Source organism: Priestia sp. RMT2NF4, assembly GCF_047872835.1.
Lineage (GTDB): Bacteria > Bacillota > Bacilli > Bacillales > Bacillaceae_H > Priestia > Priestia zanthoxyli.
On the sequence record NZ_JBLQZO010000008.1, the window covers coordinates 70,885 to 87,112 of the forward strand.

The following is a 16,228-nucleotide window of genomic DNA, read 5'->3' on the forward strand; positions in this document are numbered from 1 at the left end:
TATAGAAAATAGTAAAAGAAGTTCATAATACTTTGATTACCAAAGAGGCCATTTCATTATAAAATAGTGGTACAGCTATTACGTAGCGATACATAGAAAAGAGGAGAAGAGACATGAGCACAAACATATATTTTAACCATGATGCAGGGATTGATGATTTAGTATCCCTTTTTTTACTGCTGCAAATGGATGATGTAAAGGTAACGGGGGTATCTGTCATTCCTGCTGACGGATACTTAGAGCCAGGTATCAGCGCAAGCCAAAAAATTATTGATCGTTTTGGAAGTTATGATATCGAGGTAGCTAAATCTACTTCACGTGGTATGAACCCATTTCCAAAAGAATGGCGCATGCATACGTTTTATGTAGATGCACTGCCGATTTTAAATGAAAAAGGGAAAGTGCAAACAAAAATAAGTCAGCTGCCTGCACATGATCATTTAATTGAAACATTGCAGCACACAGACGGAAAAACGACTTTATTATTTACAGGACCGCTAACTGATTTAGCAAGAGCACTTGAAAAAGCGCCGGAAATAGAAGAGAAAATTGATAAGTTAGTGTGGATGGGCGGTACATTTCAAGAAGTAGGAAATGTGCAGGAGCCTGAACATGATGGAACGGCGGAATGGAATGCTTTTTGGGATCCAGAAGCAGTAGCAACAGTATGGGAAAGCAGCATTAAAATTGAGATGGTTGCTTTAGAAAGCACGAATCAAGTTCCATTAACGCCGGCTATTCGCCAAATGTGGGCTTCACTTCGCAGGTATGAAGGAGTAGACTTTGTAGGGCAGTGCTACGCGGCTTGCCCGCCGCTTGTGCATGTTGAAACCAATTCGACTTATTATTTGTGGGATGTACTCACAACAGCATTTACAGGGAATTCAACACTTGTGAAGGTAAAAACCGTTTCGAGTATTGTGTATACGGAAACACCAAGACAAGGAAGAACAGAAATTTCTGAAGAGGGGCGACCTGTAGACGTCGTGTATGACGTCACAGCTGAAGCATTCTTTACGTACATTACAGAGTTAATGAAAAAAGCAGTAGCCAAATAAAGAAAAAGGTTGCACGTGAAAATGTGCAACCTTTTTAATGAATCATATTCAAGAATTGACGTGTTCGCTCTTGTTGAGGATTTGAAAATATTTGATCCGGTGTACCTCTTTCCATAATGACACCTTGATCCATAAAAATAACTTCATCTGCTACTTCGCGGGCAAAGCGCATTTCATGAGTTACCACAACCATCGTCATTCCTTCTTTCGCCAGGTCTTTCATGGCCTGAAGAACGTCTCCTACAAGCTCAGGGTCAAGAGCTGAAGTAGGCTCATCAAATAGCATAACTTTTGGGTCCATCGCCATTGCTCGAGCGATGCCAACACGCTGTTGTTGTCCGCCTGATAGTTGGAAAGGATAAAAGTCAAGCTTATCTCCTAAACCAACTCGTGTTAATAATTCTTTCCCTCTTTTTTCTGCTTCTTGAGTAGAAATGCCTTTTACAATTACAGGACCTTCCATAACATTTTCAAGCGCAGTTTTATGAGGAAACAAGTTATAGTTTTGAAAGACCATACCTGTTAGGCTTCGAAATGAAGTAATGTCTTTTTTACGAACAGGTTTGGTAAAATTCATGCTTTTTTTATCAAGTTCAATTGTACCGTCTGTTGGGATTTCTAACAGATTTAAGCAACGTAAAAAAGTAGTTTTACCCGATCCAGAAGGGCCGATTAATACAATTACTTTGCCCTGTTCAACTTCCAAATCAATCCCTTTTAATACTTGCAAATCACCGAATGATTTATGCAAATTTTTGATATTAATCATATAAAAAACTCCTTTAGCTACTTGAAACGGTTATTTAGACACGTAACGATCTAGTCTTATTTCAATACGTCCTTGGATAATGGATAAGATTGTACACATAACCCAGTACAAGAGCGCTGCTTCACTATAAAGAAGTAAAAACTCATAGTTAGTTGAAGCAATTTCTTGAGCTTGACGGAACATTTCAGAAACAAGAATAAGCGATGCAAGTGACGTGTCTTTAATAAGACTAATAAAAGAGTTAGATAATGGCGGAATCGATACACGTGCTGCTTGCGGTAAGATAATCCGTCTTAACGCTTGGGAATAGGTCATACCGAGTGAGTAGCCAGCTTCCCACTGTCCTTTAGGAATAGATTGAATCGCTGCTCGGATAATTTCAGATGCATACGCACCTACACTTAATGAAAATCCAATAACAGCAGAGATGAATGGGTCAATTGTTATATCTAAGTTAGGTAATCCGTAGAAAATGATAAATAATTGCACAAGCAAAGGTGTTCCACGAATAATTGACACATATACACGTGCAATTATGTTTAATATCTTACTTGAAGACAAGCGAGCAAGTGCTGTTAAAACAGCTAACACAATGCCTATGGCAAAGCTTATTAATGTTAGTGGAATAGAATATTGAATAGCTCCCTTTAGCATTGGTAAGAGAGATGATTGAGCGATTGAAATCAATTGATTCAATCGCTCTCCATCAGGAAAAATATTATTTAGGAGAAACATCTTCGCCAAACCATTTCTTAGAAATTTTTGCGTATGTTCCGTCTTTTTTCATATCTTTCAATGCTTTGTTTACTTCATCCACTAACTTACCGCTGTCTTTTCTAAACATAAAGCCGCTTGCAGCACCATCGGATTTTTCATCCGCGATTTTGATAGGTGCGTTAGGGTGCTTTTTCTTATAGTCAAGGAACGATAATTTATCGTTGATTGTAGCATCAACACGGTTTGCGCTCATTAGTTCTACTGCTTGAGCAAAACCTTCAGCACTCGTAATGTTTGCACCATAAGATTGAGCCATGTCTTTGTAGTTACTTGTTAATGACTGTGCTGATTTTTTTCCTTTTAAATCTTTAAATGATTTGATATCTTTTTCGTCTTTACGAACAATTAATACGGCGCCTGACTGGATGTATGGGTCAGAGAAATCGTATTTCTTTTGACGATCTTCACGAATACCCACTTCATTAGCAATCATGTCAAAGCGTTTAGCATCTAATCCGGCAAACATGCCATCCCACTGTGTTTCTTTGAACTCAGCTTTTACGCCAAGACGTTTAGCTACTTCTTGAGCCAATTCTACATCAAACCCAGTTAGCTTTTGTTTGTCATCATGAAAAGTGAACGGAGGGTATGTACCTTCAGTTCCAATTGTTAATACGCCATCTTTTTTCACTTTATTATATAAATCCTCTTGTGAAGATTTATTGTCTCCATTGTTTGCTTCATTTTTTGAGCTAGAACCGCATGCGGCAAGCACAACTGTGAAAGCTAATAGTAGCGACAAAAGTGCAGCAAATTTCTTCATTTTCTAAACCCCCTAGTATTCTGATAGGAAATGATACTCTGTGATACTAAACAAGAACACAGCAAAAGTCAACAAAAAAAACTTATACGATTAATGTGACTTAAAATAAGGGAAATATACCTTCTATACACGGTTTGTCATAAGGATACAGAAAGATTTTAAAATTTGGATTAAGTGGATTTTTAAGGGATATTTGAGGAGTAAAAAGGAAGTTTCATGCGACGATTTTCTCTTTCATTTTTTCATGACTTTTGGTGCAATAAACATATAGTTAAATGTTAAGGTAGAAATAAATTCCTTATGGTACACTTAAAGAAGAATTTATGAAACGGAGCGATATGATGAAAGCCATAAACTTAATCTCAATTGCCTTTGGTGCTATCGCTGGTACATATGCGCGTTATTTGCTAAATCTTTCCTTATTATATACGGGCTATCCAATAGGAACGGTAATTGAAAACCTATTAGGAAGCTTCATACTAGGCCTATTAACAGGATTTTTTGCGTGGAAAAAGCCAAAAGAATGGATAAAGCTTGGACTAGGAGTTGGCGTGTGCGGCGGTTTTACAACGTATTCAACCTTTGCAGGAGACGTCATTTCTCTCACTCAGCACCATTTATTTTGGGGAGCCATTTATGTCATTGTCTCTTTAGTAGGTGGAATCCTTCTTGCTTTAGCAGGCTATCTATGCGGTGAAGCGGCAGGGAAAAATTTAGTGAAAGTACATGAGGTGAAGTAAATGAGCATAGTGAGCTTGGCACTTGGCGGGGCAGTTGGAGGAATATGCCGTTATCTTTTGGGTTTAAAAGTTACAAAAACAGTTTCAAACCCTCCTTTTCCAGTCTCAATGCTGTTTGTAAACTTGCTCGGTGCGTTTGGGCTTGGTCTTTTTTACGGTAGTTATTATGGAAAGGTTCCGAGTCATGCTTATGATGATTCAATATTTTTAATGATTGGCATTGGGTTTTTTGGTGCCTTTACCACTTTTTCAACGTTTAGTGTGGAAACCGTACAGTTAATTCGGGAAAAATCTTATCGGAAAATGTTGGCGTACGTGGGGATTTCAGCATTTGGAACAGTTGGTTTATTTACAGTCGGTTTACTGGCAGGAACGTTTTTATTATAAGTAAAGAGAACGTTTCTAGTAGGGAAAAACAAAAAGACGGAGAAGTAGAGAATGGATAGAAAAGCAGAAGTTTGGAAATACATTTTGTTGATTGTAGCTGTTGCAGGTCAGATCATTGGTTTTTTATTTTTATTTATAAATGTTGTGGCGGCCTTTATTTTTTACGGTTTTTATATTCTAACTTTTATTATGTTACTCCTGCTGTTTATATGGGATCGGAAAAAGGAAAAAGACAAAGAAGAATTTGACGACTATACCGATTACTAACTATATAAAAAGCAGAATGATTCGGTGCGCCGGGCCTCTTAGTAAAGAAGCTTAAAAGATACATCTATAAAAGGAAGAGAGCCGTAAGAGCATAAAGAGATATTGTATTTACATCTAGTTGTGTTATAATTTTAAGTGCAAAAACAAAATCAATAAATAGCAATCACTAGGGGAGCTTTTTGAAGCTGAGACGGATGTATTTCGGACCCTTTGAACCTGATCTGGTTTGGACCAGCGTAGGGAAGTGGCGATCATGTTTACATAACGATGCATGCTAACCACTCTACGTTGTAGAGTGGTTTTTTGTATGTAATAAAGCCCTCTGCACAAGATGAAGTGATTGAAATTTCTCTTTATTCTGAATGGAAAGGTTTCGATCATGTGGATATTCCTAAATTTCATGTCATTACAACAGATAAGCAGCCAATCGAAGAGCTTCAAAAAATTTTAACGGCTATCGCGCCTTTTGCGGGCGCCATTCACATTAGAGAAAAAAAGAAAACGGCAAAGCAGATTCAATGTTTACTAGAAAGCCTACCATTTTGTCGCTCTAAAATTATTGTGAATGACCGAGTTGATGTAGCGCATGCTTTAAAAGCAAAAGGTGTACAGCTTGCCTATCATAGTTTAGACGTTTCGTTTGTTATAGACGCATTTCCTTCTCTTATTGTTGGAAAGTCAGTTCACTCTGTGGAAGAGGCTTTAGAAGCTGAAAAAGATGGTGCTCACTACATTTTATACGGACATATTTATTCAACACATTCAAAAAAAGAATTAAAAAGTCGAGGGATAGCGGCACTAAAAGAAGTAGTAGACGCTGTGCAGATACCGGTTATTGCCATTGGAGGAATTACACCTGTAAATGCCAAAGAGGTACTTCAAACAGGAGCACACGGTATAGCCGTGATGTCTGGTGTCATGCTTGCGCAAGATCCCCTGAAAGCGATTAAACAATATTCTCATATATGGACATCTGGAGGTGGAGAAAATGAAGCAGCATTATGATGTACTGTTAATCGGAGGAGGTATAATCAGCTCTTCTATCGCTTATCATTTGTCAAAACAAGGAGCGTCAGTAGCTATTCTTGAACGCAATCAAGTTGGTTGTGAAGCTTCAAGTGCAGCCGCTGGTATTTTAGGTGCTCAAGCTGAAATTGATGAAGAAGGTCCTCTTTTAGACCTTGCTATTAAGAGCAGAAGCATGTTTCCTGAACTGGTGAAGGAACTAAAAGAAAAAACGGCTATCGACGTAGAGCTCATTCAAAAAGGCTTATTAAAAGTCGCTGTAACAGAAGAAGATGCACACGTATTAAAGAAAAAAGCCGCTCAGCACCACCGGTGGGACAAAGATGTAAGATGGATCGATGTAAAAGAAGCGCGTTTGTTAGAACCCGGGCTCTCTCCAGACATATACGGAGCCATTACAATACCGGGAGACGGCCAGCTAGCTCCGGCTAAGTTAACACAAGCTCTTGCTCATGGAGCCTTGTATCACGGAGCAGATGTATTCGAATACTGTGACGTTCACTCTCTTATTATGGAAAATGAAACAGTAAAAGGGGTACAGACGTCCAAAGGCTCTTTTTATGGAGAAAAAGTAGTGATTGCAGCAGGCTCATGGGCTAAACGCTTTATTTCTTCTGAACATTTAGGCGAGGTGTTTCCTGTAAAAGGAGAGTGTATTGCTCTGCAAAGTCATAAGCCCCTGCTTTCTAAAACGATTTTTTTAGATGAAGGTTTTTACTTAGTCCCTAAGACTGGTGGAAGAATCGTAATCGGGGCAACTAAGCTGCAGCATGATTTTACTAAGACCGTTTCTGCACAAGGTATTCAATTTTTGCTGAATAAAGCTTCTGCGCTTCTGCCGGCCATTAAAGAAGCCACATTTGAAAAAGCATGGGCTGGTCTTCGTCCACAAACAAATGATGGCTGGCCTTATTTAGGAGAGCACCCTGAAATAGCGAATCTGCACATGGCTTTTGGCCACTACCGAAACGGTATTTTATTAAGCGCTGCAACTGGAAAAATTATGGCTGATGCTTTGTTAGGGAAAAAGCCAAATCATTCATTCTTTACATCATTTCAGCTAACGAGAGCAATGGAGGGAGTTCATTGAATCTAATTATTAACGGTAAGACCGTCACTGTCGGAGATGAAATTGAAACGGTCGAGCACTTGCTGCAGGCTCAGAGTCTGCATGAGCGAGTTGTAATTGTTGAATTAAACAAGAATATTTTGCAAAAAGAAGAACATAGCGATGCATGCTTAAAAGATGGAGATACATTAGAAGTTGTTTCATTTGTTGGAGGAGGATGAAGAGTATGTTAAAAATTGGACAATATACATTTAATTCACGTTTATTATTAGGAACAGGGAAATTTCCGGACTTTACGACTCAGCGTCAAGCGGTAGAAGAGTCGGAAACAGAAATTTTAACATTTGCTGTTAGACGAATGGATATTTTTGATCAAAATCAGCCTAATTTATTAGAAGCACTTGATGTGAAGCGTTTCACTCTTTTGCCTAACACTGCTGGAGCAAAAAATGCAGAAGAGGCCGTACGTATTGCTAAATTAGCAAAGGCTTCTGGACTTTGTGACATGGTGAAAGTAGAAGTAATTGGATGTGATAAGACGCTGCTTCCTGATCCAGTTGAAACATTAAAAGCTAGTGAAGAACTGTTAAAAGAGGGCTTTACCGTTTTACCTTACACATCAGATGATGTTTTACTTGCGCGTCGTTTAGAGGAGTTAGGCGTACATGCCATTATGCCAGGAGCGTCGCCTATCGGTTCAGGTCAAGGTATTATTAATCCGTTGAACATGCGTTTTATCATTGAACAATCAACCGTTCCAGTAATTGTAGATGCAGGTATTGGAACGGCTTCAGACGCAGCTCAAGCTATGGAGCTAGGAGCAGATGGTGTGTTATTAAATACAGCTGTTTCAGGAGCAAAAGATCCTGTGAAAATGGCTCGTGCTATGAAGCTAGCGATTGAGGCAGGAAGAGCAGCATTTGAAGCAGGACGTATTGAAAAGAAACAATATGCAACGGCAAGCAGTCCAACAGAAGGGATGAGTATCGGTTGATTAATCGTTATTCCCGCCAAGAATTGTTTCAACCTATTGGAAAAGGCGGACAGCAGCAAATTCAAGAAAAGCATGTTCTGATTGTAGGAGCAGGTGCTCTTGGAACAGGGAACGCCGAGGCCCTTGCACGAGCGGGAGTAAAGAAAATAACGCTCATTGACCGCGATTATGTAGAGTGGAGCAACCTTCAGCGTCAGCAATTGTATAGTGAAAAAGATGCTGATAAAAGAATCCCAAAAGCAGTTGCCGCTAAAAAAAGGCTTCACGATATTAATCATGATGTAAAAGTAGAAGCCCACGTAGCGGACGGTACCCCTCAAGTTTTAGAACAGCTTGTTGAGGGGGTAGATGTTATGATTGATGCAACCGATAATTTTGACACACGCCTTGTAATGAATGATTTATCACAAAAATATGATATTCCTTGGATTTACGGAGCATGTGTAGGAAGTTACGGAATTAGTTATACTATCATACCAAGTGAAACACCGTGTTTATCCTGTTTGCTTGAATCTGTACCGCTTGGAGGGTTAACATGTGATACAGTGGGGATTATTAGTCCTGCTGTACAAATGGTAGTCGCTCATCAAGTAACAGAGGTGTTAAAAATATTAGTTGGAGACTGGAATGCGCTCAGGAGGGAACTTGTTTCGTTTGACGTATGGAAAAATGAGTATACGAGCATCAATGTGAACGTATTTCGCAAATCTGCTTGCCGCTCATGCGGCAGTGAACAAACGTATCCCTTTTTACAATATGAAAATCAAACGAAAACAGCTGTGCTATGCGGAAGAAACACGGTACAAATCCGTCCGGGCAAATCAGCCAAGCAGCCACTGCAGTCTTTAGGTGAACGATTAAAAGAAAAAGGATATAAAATTGAACAAAATCCGTATCTGCTTTCTTTTTATGTAGATGATTACCGTTTAGTGATGTTTCAAGACGGGCGCGTCTTTGTCCATGGAACAAACGATATAGTAGAAGCAAAGTCACTTTATCATCGGTATATTGGGTAAGAAAGAGATGGAGGTTTCAAGCATGACAGTACCAAAAGCATTAACCATTGCTGGATCAGACAGCGGTGGAGGAGCAGGCATTCAAGCAGATTTAAAAACATTTCAAGAGCGTGACGTTTTTGGCATGTCTGTTATTACAGCTGTGACTGCACAAAATACAGTTGGCGTTCAAGGAGTTTATCCTTTAGAAGTAGAAGCAGTTGAAACGCAGTTAGATTCAATTGCGACTGACTTATTTCCTAATGCAGTGAAGACAGGTATGTTGTTCAGTGCTGATATTATTTACGCAGTGGCTCGTAAAATCAAACAGCACGGACTGCAAAATGTTGTAGTTGATCCCGTTATGATTGCAAAAGGAGGTCAATCTCTTCTTCAAAGAGAAGCTATACAGGCTCTAAAAGAATTATTGCCTCTTTGTGAAGTCATTACGCCGAACATACCGGAGGCGGAAGTCATCACGGGGAAAGAAATTCACACGATTGAAGACAGAAAAGAAGCGGCAAAACAGATGCATGAGCTAGGTGTAAAGCACGTGGTAATTAAAGGCGGACATGATCAATCTCATCAAGATATGATTGATCTAGTGTATGATGGTCATACGTACGTTGAAATCAAGCATGAAAAGATGAATACAAAGCATACACACGGGACGGGATGCACGTTTGCTGCTTGCGTCACGGCTGAACTAGCGAAAGGCAAAAGCGTAGTTGAAGCAGTTCAAACCGCTTCGGATTTTGTTCACTATGCGATTAAGCATACGCTTGAACTTGGTTCGGGACACGGTCCTACTAATCATTGGGCGTATAGAAAATACTTTCGTTCAAACATATAAAAAAACGTGCCTACAATCTAGGCACGTTTTTTATGAAGAAGGAATATGTGTCGGAATCTCTCCATCGATGCCTAAATAATAATGTCTAATGGGCTTTAAATTATCATCAAGCTCATACACAAGCGGTACGCTTGTGGGAATATTCAAGTTCGCAATGCCATCAGGTGAAATGTTATCCAAATACTGCATCAGAGCTCTGATCGTATTACCGTGAGCGGAAATAATGACTCTTTTGCCAGCTTTAATAGAAGGAGCAATAGTTTTGTTCCAATATTCTAGAACCCGCTTTTCTGTATCGGCTAAGTTTTCCGTTACAGGAAATTGTCCCTTAGCTAATTCCTTATACTTAGGGTTGGAAGCTTCATAGCGAATATCTGTTGTCTCTAAAGCAGGAGGGCGTTCGTCCATCGACCTTCTCCACAAATGCACCTGCTCTTCTCCAAATTTTTTTGCGGTTTCTTCTTTGTTCAAACCTTGAAGAGCCCCGTAGTGTCGTTCATTCAGTCTCCAAGATTTATATACAGGAATCCACATGAAGTCCATTTGATGTAAGACAATCCATAGAGTACGAATGGATCGTTTTAAAACAGAAGTATAGGCGATATCAAAAGCATATTCGTTTTTCTTTAGCACTTTTCCGGCTTCTCGCGCTTCTTGCAATCCATTTTTAGAAAGGTCTACATCCGTCCAGCCTGTAAATTTATTTTCAAGGTTCCATACGCTTTGTCCATGCCTAATCAACACAAGTTTTATCATCATGTTCTCCTTTCAACAGTGACTAAGGACTCTATTCTTTTTTATTATGAGAAGGAAAGTGTTTTTTATCCTAAAGCCGGGGAAAGGAGTTTTTAACATTTAGAAAAAGTGATGCTGAAAAGTAAAGCTTTAACTTTTTTACGCATATGATAAAAATAAAAAAGGGAAGGGAAGATAGTGGATGAGTGACCAAGAACGTCAGATTCAAGCGCTGCACGGCCAGATTGAAGATTTAAAAGAAGAAATGTATCAGATGAAGCTTGATATTAGCACATTAGAGAAAGAAAAAGGAAAGCCTGTTTTGACACCGGCTCTCGTTGGTCAAATAGGAGGTTTTGTTCTAGGTGGATTAGCTATAATTGGTATTTTTTGGATGTAGAACTTTTCGTTTTGAAAACGAAAAGTTCTCCTGATTTTTCAATAAGCAATTCCAACGCGGCATTTTGGGAATTTTTGAGCCCATATTTCATGGTAGGTAAAATGAGCGGTATCTCCCGTTGAAATTTTAACGGCATCTGCTGGCAAAATATCTTTTTCCACTCGGTATGTGCCTGTTACTTCACCATCAGGCAAGTAGGTTGGGCATATAACGGTCCAGTTTAGGTCACTTTCCTTCAAGTGTAAGTATCCTTTTAAATGATCTTCTGCTGCTCTGGTCGTTTTACGCTTTGATTCATTTGATTGAAAACGATACTTTTCCGGTTCCGTTCGTGACTGTAAAATACCTGCAGTTCCGATAGTAAGAATACGATGAACGCCGTAATGCTTCATGCTGTTTATAATAAGCGGAATACTTTTTGAAATGGTCTCTGCACCATCTGTATTTAACGCGCTGACTACGATATCTTGGTGCTTGAGGGCAAAGCTGATATTTTCTTGATCAAGGACATCGCCTTGTAAGATATGTAGGTTTGGATGACTAATCTTTAGCTTATTGCGGTCTCTAACAAGTACCGTAACGTCGTTTTCATCTTTTAGCATCATTTTTAATAAAGACTGTCCAACTCGTCCTGTTGAGCCTAATAGTAAAATTTTCATTGGTTGCACCCCTCTATAAAAGATAGTATCTATTCTTTAGAATATACAATTTGTATACTTATTCATAATAAAAAGCATGCGTAGCATAAAGTAATACAAAGTTGATGAAGAAAATATTCAACATCAAAAAAATTTGATATGATAAAAAGACAGAAAAATCAAAAAATAGGAGAGTGAATGTCTTTTGGGAGACTTGCCTCTGAATCAAATGATGATATTAGTCGTTTTGCTTATGTTATCAGCTTTCTTTTCATCTGCTGAGACAGCCTTTTCAAGCGTAAATAAAATTCGTTTAAAACATTACGCTGAGAAAAAGTATCGAGGAAGTAAAAAAGCGCTGCATATTGCTGAACACTTTGAGCAGACGCTATCGACAATTTTAGTAGGAAATGTTGTCGTAAACATTGCTGCGTCCTCTTTGGCAGCTAAAATTGCCCTCGATGTGTTTAAAGGAAACCTAGCACTTGTGATTAGTATCATCGTTATGACCATCATCATTTTGATTTTTGGTGAAGTCTTACCGAAATCGTTAGCGAAAGAGCATGCCGAATCTTTTGCGCTGATGATTTCTTCCTTGTTATTTCTTATTATTAAATTATTAACCCCGATTTCCTTCTTATTTTTACAGGTGAGAAAAGGAGCTTCTCACTTGTTAGCGTCTGCTCCCACACCAACGATCACAGAAGATGAAATTAAAGTGATGGTAGATTTAAGCGAAGAAGAAGGAACGATTAATAATATTGAAAAAGAGCTAGTTCATCGTTCACTCAATTTTAATGACATTGTGGTGGGGCAAATTTTAAAACCTAGAATAGATGTCACAGCAGTTGACGTAAATGCTGATATTGATTCGGTTTGTCAAATGTTTCTTGAAGAGAGATATTCGAGGGTCCCTGTATACGAAGATCATATTGATAACATTATTGGCATTTTATCAGAAAGAGAATTTTTAACCTGTTTAGTCCAAAGAAAAGAGATTTTTATTCGTGATTTGTTGAGACAACCTATTTTTGTAGTAGAATCCATGAAAATATCTGTACTATTGCCAGAGCTTCAAAAAAGTAAGGTGCACATGGCAATTGTAGTTGATGAGTTTGGTGGAACGGCCGGTCTTGTGACCTTAGAGGATATATTAGAAGAAATTGTGGGAGAGATTTGGGATGAACATGATGAAGCTGTTAAGTATGTACATCAGATAGGGGAAAAGGAGTACGAATTTAACGCAGACATCCCTATTGATGAATTTTTAACCTATGTAGCAGTTAGTTCTCCTGACAGTACGTGCCATACCTTAGGGGGATGGATATATGAGCAGTTTGATCATATTCCTGCTAAAGGAGACTTTTTCTCATATGAAGAGATATTGTTTACCATTAAGGAAGTAGAAAATCGACGCATTCGCAAAGTTTCTGTAAAATCCTTTGCGAATAAGAATGAGGAAGCTGATTAAAAGAAATTAGAAAGCGCTCCAAGAGATCTTGGAGCGCTAAAGCCATAATATGAAATTAGTTAATATTAGTACTTGCCGCCTAAGTTTTGCTCAGCTAATTGTACTAAACGTTTTGTGATTTCGCCACCAACAGATCCGTTCGCACGAGCTGTTGCATCTGGTCCTAAGTTTACACCAAACTCACTAGCGATTTCGAACTTCATTTGATCGATAGCAGCTTGAGCACCAGGCGCTACTAACTTGTTTGATGAATTTCTGTTTGATGCGTTTTGATAATTTGCCATGTGTATTCATCTCCTCGTTAGATAAAATAGATTTAATGGTTGAGTTAGCTGGAGTTGAACCAGCCGAGCAGATGCATCGATTAGATCTGCTTGCCTACCGCGGCGTAACTCAATGTTTGCGAGCTGTTGTGCTCGGTTGTTACTAGTATTATGGCGAAAGGGAAAAAAACATATACATAGAATTTTATTGGTAATTTATAGAAAATTTTGTGTGGAGTTTGATAAAGAGTAAGAGAGTTTTATTCCGTGCATATTATAGGTACATATTGATCAGGTAAAGCGAGGTGTGCGGATGTCGATTTGTTCTTTATGTAATGGGTTTAGTGATGTACAAATGACGTGCAAAGCATGTGGAGAAGTGCTAGGGGATATGGGAAAAGTCAGCGATTATTTTGATGATTACAGTGCTTACATGGAAATCGATCAGTTAAAAGTAGAAAATGGGTATCCTAGTGATTTAGCAAATCACCAATGTATTCATCTCTTTTACTGCTCTACTTGTCACAGTGAGGAATTGAAGCAAATACAGGAATAAAAAAAGACCCCTAAGGGTCTTTTTTATTCGTGTTCAGCACGGATGCGCTGTTCGGATTCTGCATCAAAGAAATGCGCTTTGTTCATATCTAATGCTAAGTCTAGAGACTGAAGCGGTTTAATATCTGTTCTTGAATCTACGCGTGCTACAAAATCTTGTCCGCCAAGTTTAGAATAAAGCATGGTTTCAGCTCCCATTAACTCGGATACATCGACTTTAATGGTAACTTTTGTGCCGGGTGAAGATTCAATAAATACAGGTTCATCATGGAAATCTTCAGGACGGATGCCTAAAATAATTTGTTTATTTAAATATCCTTGCTCGCGAAGTATTTTCATTTTACCTTCCGGAACTGCAAGAAGAGAATCGCCTACTTGAACCTTTCCGTCTTTTAACGTTCCGGTTAAGAAGTTCATAGCAGGAGAACCAATAAACCCGCCTACAAATACATTTTCAGGTTTTTCATATACTTCTTTTGGTGTACCAACCTGCTGGATAATCCCATCTTTCATAACAACCAGACGAGAAGCCATTGTCATTGCTTCGGTTTGGTCATGTGTTACGTAAATTGTCGTTGTACCCAAACGCTGGTGAAGCTTCGCAATTTCAGAACGCATTTGCACACGTAATTTCGCGTCTAAGTTTGATAAAGGTTCGTCCATTAAGAAGACCTTAGCATCACGAACGATTGCACGACCTAGAGCTACACGCTGACGCTGTCCGCCGGATAATGCTTTTGGCTTGCGCTCTAAGTATTGCTCAAGTCCTAAAATACGAGCGGCATCTTTTACGCGGCGTTCGATTTCATCTTTTGGTAATTTACGAAGTTTTAAGCCGAAAGCCATGTTGTCATATACGCTCATATGAGGATACAATGCGTAGTTTTGGAATACCATTGCAATATCGCGATCTTTTGGAGCAACGTCATTTACACGCTTGCTGTCAATATAAAAATCACCTTTGGAAATTTCCTCTAGCCCTGCAACCATACGAAGCGTTGTCGATTTCCCGCAGCCTGAAGGCCCAACAAATACAATAAATTCTTTATCTTGAATGTGAAGGTTAAAATCTTTTACCGCCGTCACATCTTTATCATACATTTTATAAATATGTTCTAAACGTAATTCAGCCATTTCCATTTCCCCCTTGTATGTACTCTTTGAAACCGTTTTCTTAACTCTAGTGTAATTTTTTTTAATGAAACGGTAAATGGCAAACATGCACAAAAAAAAGAAAGAGTTTTCGTGCACTATTTACGAAAACCCTTTCATTTTATTTTTTATCCTGCGAATTTTTTAACGCAAGAATAGCTAAGTAAGCAGACACAGCTCCTGTGAAGTGTTTGATATCAAGGTGTGTGCGATCAATAAATTTCTCAATTCTATACTGCAAGCTGTTGCGATGCATGTACAAATTCTTAGCAGCAAGAGATACGTTTAAATTACATTCTAAATAAACTTTAATCGTTTCTAAAAGATCTCCATCATCTTTTACTAAGTCAAGTAAATGTATCATATGATTTTGGATTGCCTCTGAAGACTCTTGCAGAACCAAATGGGGTAAAACGTCGGTAAAATGGATAACATGGTTTTGTTCGACTGTATGCTTAATTTGATAAAACCATTTCTTTTCACGCTCAAAAATTAATCGCGGTGAAGACGGAAAAAAGTGAATTTGTCCTTCAAAGAACTGAATTGAAGTTTCAAAATCATGACATAGCACCTCGATAGAATCTGATAAATTTTCAGTTAAGTCATTAGGATCATCAAAGGTTTCGATAACGATACCTGATTGTTTATCAATCCACAACACAGTAATCGAGGTAGAATACAAGGCGTGAAGCGCATTTTCAAACTCTATTTTTTGTTCAAACAAACGTTTAATTAAAAACTGGGTAAAGCGAAAAGAATGGTGCGTATGATGAGAGTGAATGACTTTTTCAGGTGCTTTAAATAACAGGTTTGACCAATACAATTGTTCTGGCGTCAGGAAAGAAACTTCCTCATCATAAGGCGTTAAAAAAGCAGAAAGTAATGCCTGCTCTTTTTGAGACAAAGCCGTGTGTTCAATTCCAATGAAGCCTTCATCACATGAAAACCATTTGTATCGTTCAAATTGAGAAGGGATTTTAGCCTTAATCATTTTATCCCCAAATAGTGTGTGCAGCTGTTTCATCTGTGCTCGTTCCCTTCGGTGAAAGCTTACTATTCATAAACGTGAAAAAGCATAAGCTCATGAATATAATCAATTAATTGTGTTTCATCTATTTGATTAGAAAGCGCAGTTTTCCATACAATTTGTCCATCTTTTAAATAATCAGCCTCGTAATAAACCCGATTCATATAAAACGAGATGTGCCAGCCCGGCATTCGATTATTTTGATACAGTGGTTTAACCTGAAAATGTGCAACCATAAAGAAAATCTCCTTTCTCAAGTAGTTATTATAAGCTTACCATGAGAAAAGGA

The 16,228-nt window shown here is 38.5% G+C and carries 22 protein-coding genes and 1 riboswitch; of the genes, 13 read left to right on the top strand and 9 right to left on the bottom strand.

The window, feature by feature from the left end; genetic code table 11:
* The first annotated feature begins 113 nt into the window (after window positions 1-113).
* Window positions 114-1,058 carry a nucleoside hydrolase gene (locus ACMX9J_RS23835; protein WP_033580660.1) on the top strand — a complete coding sequence of 315 codons (945 nt, stop codon included), beginning with the start codon at window positions 114-116 and terminating at the stop codon, window positions 1,056-1,058.
* A gap of 34 nt (window positions 1,059-1,092) precedes the next feature.
* Here the strand turns inward: ACMX9J_RS23835 and ACMX9J_RS23840 are convergent, their stop codons facing one another.
* From ACMX9J_RS23840 to ACMX9J_RS23850, 3 genes are read right to left on the bottom strand one after another with little or no spacing between them, the layout of a single operon-like run.
* Window positions 1,093-1,827, bottom strand: a complete 735-nt coding sequence (locus ACMX9J_RS23840; RefSeq protein ID WP_034268049.1) for an amino acid ABC transporter ATP-binding protein — start codon at window positions 1,825-1,827, stop codon at window positions 1,093-1,095.
* 30 nt (window positions 1,828-1,857) lie between these two features.
* Window positions 1,858-2,562, bottom strand: a complete 705-nt coding sequence (locus tag ACMX9J_RS23845) for an amino acid ABC transporter permease (protein ID WP_034268046.1) — start codon at window positions 2,560-2,562, stop codon at window positions 1,858-1,860.
* Complete coding sequence (locus ACMX9J_RS23850) at window positions 2,546-3,367, bottom strand: amino acid ABC transporter substrate-binding protein (protein WP_013081647.1); 822 nt, start codon at window positions 3,365-3,367, stop codon at window positions 2,546-2,548. Before ACMX9J_RS23850 ends, ACMX9J_RS23845 begins: the two co-directional genes overlap by 17 nt.
* A 341-nt stretch (window positions 3,368-3,708) precedes the next feature.
* Between ACMX9J_RS23850 and ACMX9J_RS23855 the strand changes: the two genes are divergently transcribed.
* The 9 genes from ACMX9J_RS23855 (at window position 3,709) to thiD (ending at window position 9,698) form a co-directional block, all read left to right on the top strand.
* Complete coding sequence (locus ACMX9J_RS23855; RefSeq protein WP_028412581.1) at window positions 3,709-4,107, top strand: fluoride efflux transporter FluC; 399 nt, start codon at window positions 3,709-3,711, stop codon at window positions 4,105-4,107.
* Entirely contained in the window at window positions 4,108-4,494 is a 387-nt protein-coding gene (gene crcB / locus ACMX9J_RS23860; protein WP_034268040.1) for a fluoride efflux transporter CrcB, read from the top strand.
* A 51-nt stretch (window positions 4,495-4,545) separates the two neighbouring features.
* Window positions 4,546-4,761 carry a hypothetical protein gene (locus ACMX9J_RS23865; protein ID WP_013055279.1) on the top strand — a complete coding sequence of 72 codons (216 nt, stop codon included), beginning with the start codon at window positions 4,546-4,548 and terminating at the stop codon, window positions 4,759-4,761.
* A 158-nt stretch (window positions 4,762-4,919) separates the two neighbouring features.
* Window positions 4,920-5,021: riboswitch (TPP riboswitch) on the top strand.
* 121 nt (window positions 5,022-5,142) lie between these two features.
* The gene (locus ACMX9J_RS23870; protein ID WP_028412579.1) at window positions 5,143-5,766 is read left to right on the top strand and encodes a thiamine phosphate synthase; all 624 of its coding nucleotides are present in this window, start codon (window positions 5,143-5,145) and stop codon (window positions 5,764-5,766) included.
* Window positions 5,750-6,877 carry a glycine oxidase ThiO gene (gene thiO / locus ACMX9J_RS23875; RefSeq protein ID WP_028412578.1) on the top strand — a complete coding sequence of 376 codons (1,128 nt, stop codon included), beginning with the start codon at window positions 5,750-5,752 and terminating at the stop codon, window positions 6,875-6,877. The genes ACMX9J_RS23870 and thiO overlap by 17 nt, the downstream gene beginning before the upstream one ends.
* Window positions 6,874-7,077, top strand: a complete 204-nt coding sequence (gene thiS, locus ACMX9J_RS23880) for a sulfur carrier protein ThiS (RefSeq protein ID WP_028412577.1) — start codon at window positions 6,874-6,876, stop codon at window positions 7,075-7,077. Before thiO ends, thiS begins: the two co-directional genes overlap by 4 nt.
* 5 nt (window positions 7,078-7,082) lie before the next feature.
* The gene (locus ACMX9J_RS23885) at window positions 7,083-7,850 is read left to right on the top strand and encodes a thiazole synthase (protein ID WP_013055283.1); all 768 of its coding nucleotides are present in this window, start codon (window positions 7,083-7,085) and stop codon (window positions 7,848-7,850) included.
* Window positions 7,847-8,866, top strand: a complete 1,020-nt coding sequence (locus tag ACMX9J_RS23890) for a thiazole biosynthesis adenylyltransferase ThiF (protein ID WP_028412576.1) — start codon at window positions 7,847-7,849, stop codon at window positions 8,864-8,866. The genes ACMX9J_RS23885 and ACMX9J_RS23890 overlap by 4 nt, the downstream gene beginning before the upstream one ends.
* Window positions 8,867-8,888: 22 nt before the next feature.
* Window positions 8,889-9,698 carry a bifunctional hydroxymethylpyrimidine kinase/phosphomethylpyrimidine kinase gene (thiD, locus tag ACMX9J_RS23895; protein ID WP_028412575.1) on the top strand — a complete coding sequence of 270 codons (810 nt, stop codon included), beginning with the start codon at window positions 8,889-8,891 and terminating at the stop codon, window positions 9,696-9,698.
* A gap of 30 nt (window positions 9,699-9,728) precedes the next feature.
* Here thiD and gpmA read toward each other — a convergent pair whose 3' ends face one another.
* On the bottom strand, window positions 9,729-10,454 hold the full coding sequence (gene gpmA, locus ACMX9J_RS23900) for a 2,3-diphosphoglycerate-dependent phosphoglycerate mutase (protein ID WP_047751687.1): 726 nt from the start codon (window positions 10,452-10,454) through the stop codon (window positions 9,729-9,731).
* 181 nt (window positions 10,455-10,635) lie between these two features.
* Between gpmA and ACMX9J_RS23905 the strand changes: the two genes are divergently transcribed.
* Window positions 10,636-10,833, top strand: a complete 198-nt coding sequence (locus tag ACMX9J_RS23905) for a hypothetical protein (protein WP_016762958.1) — start codon at window positions 10,636-10,638, stop codon at window positions 10,831-10,833.
* A gap of 38 nt (window positions 10,834-10,871) precedes the next feature.
* On the opposite strand, the gene ACMX9J_RS23910 is transcribed toward ACMX9J_RS23905, so the two are convergent.
* Complete coding sequence (locus tag ACMX9J_RS23910) at window positions 10,872-11,492, bottom strand: NAD(P)-dependent oxidoreductase (RefSeq protein WP_028412573.1); 621 nt, start codon at window positions 11,490-11,492, stop codon at window positions 10,872-10,874.
* A 184-nt stretch (window positions 11,493-11,676) separates the two neighbouring features.
* On the opposite strand from ACMX9J_RS23910, the gene ACMX9J_RS23915 reads away from it, so the two are divergent.
* On the top strand, window positions 11,677-12,942 hold the full coding sequence (locus ACMX9J_RS23915; protein ID WP_028412572.1) for a hemolysin family protein: 1,266 nt from the start codon (window positions 11,677-11,679) through the stop codon (window positions 12,940-12,942).
* A 65-nt stretch (window positions 12,943-13,007) separates the two neighbouring features.
* Here the strand turns inward: ACMX9J_RS23915 and ACMX9J_RS23920 are convergent, their stop codons facing one another.
* A complete protein-coding gene (locus tag ACMX9J_RS23920; protein ID WP_013055290.1) occupies window positions 13,008-13,226 on the bottom strand; it encodes an alpha/beta-type small acid-soluble spore protein in 219 nt (72 codons plus the stop codon).
* A 292-nt stretch (window positions 13,227-13,518) separates the two neighbouring features.
* On the opposite strand from ACMX9J_RS23920, the gene ACMX9J_RS23925 reads away from it, so the two are divergent.
* Complete coding sequence (locus ACMX9J_RS23925; RefSeq protein ID WP_034268022.1) at window positions 13,519-13,761, top strand: hypothetical protein; 243 nt, start codon at window positions 13,519-13,521, stop codon at window positions 13,759-13,761.
* A gap of 23 nt (window positions 13,762-13,784) precedes the next feature.
* Here the strand turns inward: ACMX9J_RS23925 and ACMX9J_RS23930 are convergent, their stop codons facing one another.
* The 3 genes from ACMX9J_RS23930 to ACMX9J_RS23940 all read right to left on the bottom strand — a co-directional run bounded on the left by ACMX9J_RS23930 (window position 13,785) and on the right by ACMX9J_RS23940 (window position 16,175).
* On the bottom strand, window positions 13,785-14,894 hold the full coding sequence (locus ACMX9J_RS23930) for an ABC transporter ATP-binding protein (protein WP_025752961.1): 1,110 nt from the start codon (window positions 14,892-14,894) through the stop codon (window positions 13,785-13,787).
* Window positions 14,895-15,033: 139 nt separating this feature from the next.
* Complete coding sequence (locus ACMX9J_RS23935; RefSeq protein ID WP_033580652.1) at window positions 15,034-15,936, bottom strand: PucR family transcriptional regulator; 903 nt, start codon at window positions 15,934-15,936, stop codon at window positions 15,034-15,036.
* Window positions 15,937-15,965: 29 nt separating this feature from the next.
* A complete protein-coding gene (locus ACMX9J_RS23940) occupies window positions 15,966-16,175 on the bottom strand; it encodes a YheE family protein (protein ID WP_028412569.1) in 210 nt (69 codons plus the stop codon).
* Window positions 16,176-16,228: the final 53 nt, after the last annotated feature.